The 5,489-nt window shown below is 66.2% G+C and carries 5 protein-coding genes; 2 read left to right on the forward strand and 3 right to left on the reverse strand.

The genetic code is table 11. The features are described from left to right. Nucleotides 1-63 precede the first annotated feature (63 nt). From AC2VLV_RS07585 to AC2VLV_RS07595, 3 genes are all read right to left on the reverse strand, one after another. Nucleotides 64-615: a chorismate--pyruvate lyase family protein gene (locus AC2VLV_RS07585; RefSeq protein ID WP_486989399.1), complete on the reverse strand. Its 552-nt coding sequence runs from the start codon at nt 613-615 to the stop codon at nt 64-66. Nucleotides 616-666: 51 nt separating this feature from the next. Then, nucleotides 667-1,332 carry a dienelactone hydrolase family protein gene (locus tag AC2VLV_RS07590; protein WP_486989400.1) on the reverse strand — a complete coding sequence of 222 codons (666 nt, stop codon included), beginning with the start codon at nt 1,330-1,332 and terminating at the stop codon, nt 667-669. Between the two features lie 111 nt (nt 1,333-1,443). After that, nucleotides 1,444-2,355, reverse strand: coding sequence for a LysR family transcriptional regulator (locus tag AC2VLV_RS07595; protein ID WP_486989401.1), 912 nt, complete (start codon nt 2,353-2,355; stop codon nt 1,444-1,446). A 111-nt stretch (nt 2,356-2,466) separates the two neighbouring features. On the opposite strand from AC2VLV_RS07595, the gene metE reads away from it, so the two are divergent. After that, entirely contained in the window at nt 2,467-4,851 is a 2,385-nt protein-coding gene (gene metE, locus AC2VLV_RS07600) for a 5-methyltetrahydropteroyltriglutamate--homocysteine S-methyltransferase (RefSeq protein WP_486989402.1), read from the forward strand. Nucleotides 4,852-4,983: 132 nt separating this feature from the next. Then, nucleotides 4,984-5,489, forward strand: a 506-nt coding sequence (locus tag AC2VLV_RS07605; RefSeq protein ID WP_486989403.1) for a DUF1631 family protein, incomplete at its 3' end; no start/stop codon positions are given.

A 5,489-nucleotide genomic window follows, 5' to 3' on the forward strand; every position in this document is an offset into this window, starting at 1 on the left:
CCTCCCGGAAAATCAAGGAGTTTTATCGTTACGGCGGGCGGGTCTGTGACTTTGATCGCAAATTCAGTCTGCGAAAAAAACCTCGCTCACCCAGAGGCGCGTGCCGCCGTAAACGAATGACGAACGCCGCGACCACGGCGCGTGCGCGCTGGCCCGCCCGCTGGAACGCGCCACGCGAAGCAAAGGGTGAGTCGCCGACAAGCGCTTGACCCGCATGGCGCTGCGCCGGGTCTGAGGGCGAGTGAACACCGCATCGCCCACCGGCTTGACACCCAGATGCCGCAGCAGCCGCCACGGCCCGCGCAGTGCAGACAACGCACACACGCTGTGCCCCAGCACCCGCGGCACGCCATCGGCCACCAGCAACACGTCGCGGCGCCAGACCTTGCGGCCTTGCGGCAGGCCGAGCAGCGGATATTCGTCGCGCAAGGCGCGCGCCGGGCCTTGGCGCAGCAGCCGCAACTCGAAGCGTGTGCTGCTGTGCCGCAAACGCCGGGTGAGCGAACCCGGATCGGTCAGCCAGCTCTCGATGCCGCTGCGTCGCGCGGCGGGCAACGCTGGCGGCCAACACTCAGCGGCAGGGGCGGAAATACGACGGATGCGGTGCAGGGCCATGAATGGATCGCGCAAATACGTCAGTATCGCGCACGCCCTGCGTCAAGCCTTTCAGCCGACATGCTTGGCGAAAAAGGCCAGCGCCCGCTCGCGCGCCAGTTGGGCGGCGGTGGCGTCATAGCTGGCGCGGGCGTCGCAGTTGAAACCGTGGTCGGCTTCGTACACATAGAACTCGGCTTCAGGATTGGCCGCGCGCACGGCCTCACGATCAGCCTCTGAGATGTGGGCATCGCGCAGGCCGTAGTGAAACTGCAGCGGCGTCTGGGTCTTTTCGCCCACCAGTTGCACATTGCGGCCGCCGTAATAGCTCACCGCGGGCAGGCCATCACGAATGGCCGTGAGGTAAGCAATGGTGCCGCCCCAGCAATAGCCCACCACACCAACCTTGCCTGCAGCGGCCACGGCCTTGGCTGCGGTCTGCACTGAGGCGTGTGCTCGATCAAAGCCCAGCGCAGACACGAGGGCGATGCCTTTTTCCCGGCCCGGCTGGTCATAACCCAGTTCAACGTCTTTTTCCACGCTGTCAAAAACGGCCGGCGCAATGGCGAGATAGCCCGCCGCCGCATAGCCATCGGCCACGCTGCGGATGTGCGCATTGACGCCAAAGATTTCCTGCACGACGACGATGCCGCCCTTGGGTTTGCCCGCGGGCTCGGCGACATAGGCGCCGATAGTCTGGCCGTCGGCGGTGTGCAGGGTGAGGGTTTTGTGGGTCATTCGAGGCTCCTTCGAGGGGTTTTCAGGGGTTGAAACCAGAAGAGATTGTGCGGCGATGGCGCTGAACTTGCCGCTCCGCCCGGTTTGCCCCGGCGTCCTGATCGGCCATCGTCACAGCAGTTGCACGCCGTCGAGATGCGTGGCAACACTCTGGCGCGCCATCTCCACAAGATCTCGCACATAAGGCCGCCGCACCAGGTCTCGCGGCACGGTGGCGTGCAACTCGCTCCACAGCCCGCGCGGGCCGATGCGGCGGGCCTGCACATAGCCGCTGTCCACCGAGGGTTTGAGCGCCCAGTTGGGCAGCGCTGCCACGCCGCGCCTGCTGGCGACGAGTTGCAGGATGGCGATGGTCAGCTCCGCCGTGCGGCGCGGCAGGCTGATGCCCGCAGGCTGCAGCACGTCGCGGATGAGGTCGATGCGCTCATCCGACGCGGGGTAGGTGATCAGCGTCTCGCCCTGAAGATCGGCGGCGCGCACGCTGCGCTTGGCGCACAGGGCATGGCCAGGCGGCAGCGCCAGCAGAATTTCGAAGCGAAACAGCGGCAGCGAGGCCCACTGCCGCCCCGGTGGACGCAGCGCGCCGATCACCACATCGGCCTTGTCCTTGCTCAGCAGCGTGAGAGGGTCGCGGTGAAAGCCCGAGACCAGATCGACCTCGACATCGGGCCAGCGCTGACGAAAGGCGTCGAGCACCGGCATCAGCCATTCGAAACAGGTATGGCACTCAAGCACCACCCGCAGGGTGCCGCGCGTATCGCCCTGAATGCGCTGCAAATCGTGCTCGGCGGCCTGTTGCGCCTCGCGCATCTGCCGCGCTAGCGCCAGCAGTCGTTCGCCCGCCGGGGTGAAGCGCAGGCCGCGCACGTCGCGCAGCAGTAGCGGCATGCCGTAGTGACTTTCGAGCGCGCGCAACTGGTGCGATAGCGCCGAGGGCGTGAGATGCACGGCTTCGGCTGCGGCGTTGATGCGGCCGGTCTCGGCGATGGCGATAAGAGAGCGCAGATGACGGAGTTCGAGCATGGCAGGAACAAGCTGAATGAAATTCAGCATAACCTAAAAATTCGTCGCTTGATTCAATTGAGCCCGATGCGCAAACTGCCGCCTGCATTTAATTCATCCTGGAGTAACGGCATGACCACCACGCACATCCTGGGCTATCCGCGCATCGGCCCGCAACGCGAACTGAAGTTCGCCCTCGAAAATTTCTGGCAGGGCAAAAGCTCGGTTGCCGAGCTGCAGGCGACCGCGGCGCAACTGCGAGCCGCGAACTGGGCCAAGCAACGCGATGCCGGGCTGCGCTTTGCCGCGGTCGGCGACTTCGCCCTGTACGACCACCTGCTCGATACCACCGCCCTGCTCGGCGCGCTGCCTGCGCGCTTCGGCTTCGAAGCCCGCACACTCAGTCTGGAGCAGTATTTCGCGCTGGCCCGCGGCAATGCGGCGCAGCCTGCGATGGAGATGACCAAGTGGTTCGACACCAACTATCACTACCTCGTCCCCGAACTCGACTCCGCCTCGACGTTTGACGGCGGCTTTGATGCGCTGTTCGACCGCGTGCGCGAAGCGCAAGAGGCCGGGCATGCGCCCAAACCGGTGCTGATCGGGCCGCTGACTTTTCTCTGGTTGTCCAAATCACATCAGCCCGGTTTCGACCGACTGAGCCTGGCGCCCGCGCTGTCGCGCGCCTACGCCCGGGTGCTGGCCCGGCTGGCCGAGCTGGGGGTGGAATGGGTGCAGCTTGACGAACCCGCGCTCACCCTCGATCTCGACACCGCTTGGCGCGACCTGCTGCCCACGCTCTACGCGGCGCTGCCCGCGCAGGCCGGGGCGCTGCGCCCCAAGTTGCTGCTGAGCACTTATTTCGAGTCGATCAGCTTCGCCCCGGCCACGCTGGCGGGCCTGCCGGTCGACGGCGTGCATCTCGATCTGGTGCGGGCGCCGCAGCAGATCGACCTCTGGCGCGAGGCGCTGCCGCCGCAGTGGGTGCTGTCCGCTGGCGTCATCGACGGCCGCAATGTGTGGCGCAGCGATCTGGCCGCTGCGCTGGCAGCCTTGCGTCCGCTGCACGCCGCGCTGGGCGAGCGGCTGTGGATCGCGCCTTCTTGTTCGCTGCTGCATGTACCCGTCAGTCTGGCCGCAGAACACGGCGCGGGCGCGCGGCTCAACCCCGAAGTGCGTCCCTGGCTGGCCTTCGCCGACGACAAGCTTGAGGAACTGCGCGTGCTCGCCACGGCGCTCGATCAGGGCGAAGACGCCGTGCGCGACGCGCTGCAAGCCAACGCCGAGGCGCTGACTTCGCGCCGCAACTGTCCGCGCGTGACCCTGCCGCAAGTGCGCCGCCGCGTGGAGGCGCTCACCGAGGCCGACGCCCGGCGCAGCGCGCCCTATGCCCAGCGCATCGCCACGCAGCAGGCGCGGCTGAACCTGCCGCCGCTGCCCACCACCACCATCGGCTCCTTCCCGCAGACCGCCGAGATTCGCGCTGCCCGCGCCGCCTGGCGACGCGGCGAACTGCGGCATACCGACTATCTGCAGAAAATGCGCGAAGAGATCGCCGCTGTCATCCGCAAACAGGAAGACATCGGCCTGGACGTGCTGGTGCATGGCGAAGCCGAACGCAACGACATGGTGGAGTTTTTCGGCGAACAGCTCTGGGGCTACACCTTCAGCGCGGGCGGCTGGGTGCAGAGCTATGGTTCGCGCTGCGTCAAGCCGCCCATCATCTGGGGCGATGTGTGGCGGCCCGAGCCGATGACGGTGGATACCGCGCGGCACGCGCAGGCGCTCACCCCGCGACCGGTCAAGGGCATGCTCACCGGGCCGATCACCCTGTTGCAATGGAGCTTTGTGCGCGACGATCTGCCGCGCGACCAGGTGGCGCTGCAACTCGCGCTGGCAGTGCGCGACGAGGTGAGCGATCTGCAGAACGCGGGCATAGCCATCATTCAGATCGACGAGCCCGCCATCCGCGAGGGCCTGCCGCTCAAGCGCGGCGACTGGCCGACGTATCTGGAATGGGCTGTGCGGGCGTTTGGGGTGTCGGCTGGCGTGGCGCGCGATGACACGCAGATCCACACCCATATGTGCTATTCGGAGTTCAACGACATTCTGCCGTCGATTGCGGCGATGGACGCCGACGTCATCACCATCGAAACCTCACGCTCGAATATGGAACTGCTCGACGGCTTCGGCGCCTTCGCCTACCCGAACGACATCGGCCCCGGCGTGTACGACATTCATTCGCCCCGCGTGCCTTCGGCGGCCGACATGGCCCGCCTGCTGCGTCGCGCCGCGCAGCTCATTGCGTCCGATCGACTTTGGGTCAACCCGGACTGCGGCCTCAAAACCCGCGCCTGGCCGGAAACCGAAGCGGCGCTGCGGCACATGGTTCAAGCGGCACGCGATCTGCGCCTTGAGCTGCAGGCGTACGGCCGCATCGCCCCGCCGCCCGCCGTGGCCGCAGAAGTTCAGGCCAGCACCCGCAGCGCCTGCTGCGCGCACGACGGAGCCGCATGAAGTTGGCGTGAAGCTACAACGCACTATGGGCAGATGAAGCCTTGTCAAGGAGAAAAGCAGGAAAGCGCATGACAATTCGGTTTACATTGTGAAGAATGCCCGTTTTCGCAGGGTAAAACCGTCTGCCAGCCCATGTTGCCTTCCGAAATTTTCCAGTCCTGCATCGATGATGCCGTTGCCCGTTCGGATGAGCTGATGCGCTCGGTCGTGCGCCAAGTCATCGAGGCGCTGGAACAGCAGGCCGAAGGAGCGGGCACCGGACGGGATCGGCAGCAGTTCTCCGACATGAGTCACGCGCTGCGGCAGAACGAAGGCCGACTGATCCAGGCCTTCGTCGACCGCTTTCATCAGGTGCTCGACGAGGAAATTCTCGGCCAGAAGCCGGTCGCGCCGCGCGAACTGCAGCTCGAAGCGCTCAGTCTGGTCGACGAATCCGATCTCGAGGAAGGCGTGGAAGTCTCGCGCCTCACGCACCTGCTCGAATCCGAAGCCCAGTGGGAGGTGCGCGATCTGGGCGCGCGGCTCGACAGCCTGCGCGCCGGTGAGCACGCCGCGCCGCAGGCCAACCCGCTGCGGCCCGAGGTGTTCAGCAAATCGCTGCACCACGCGCTCGGCGTGGTCGATCTCGACGCGGAAGA

This window comes from Thiomonas sp. TH-17 (assembly GCF_057473305.1).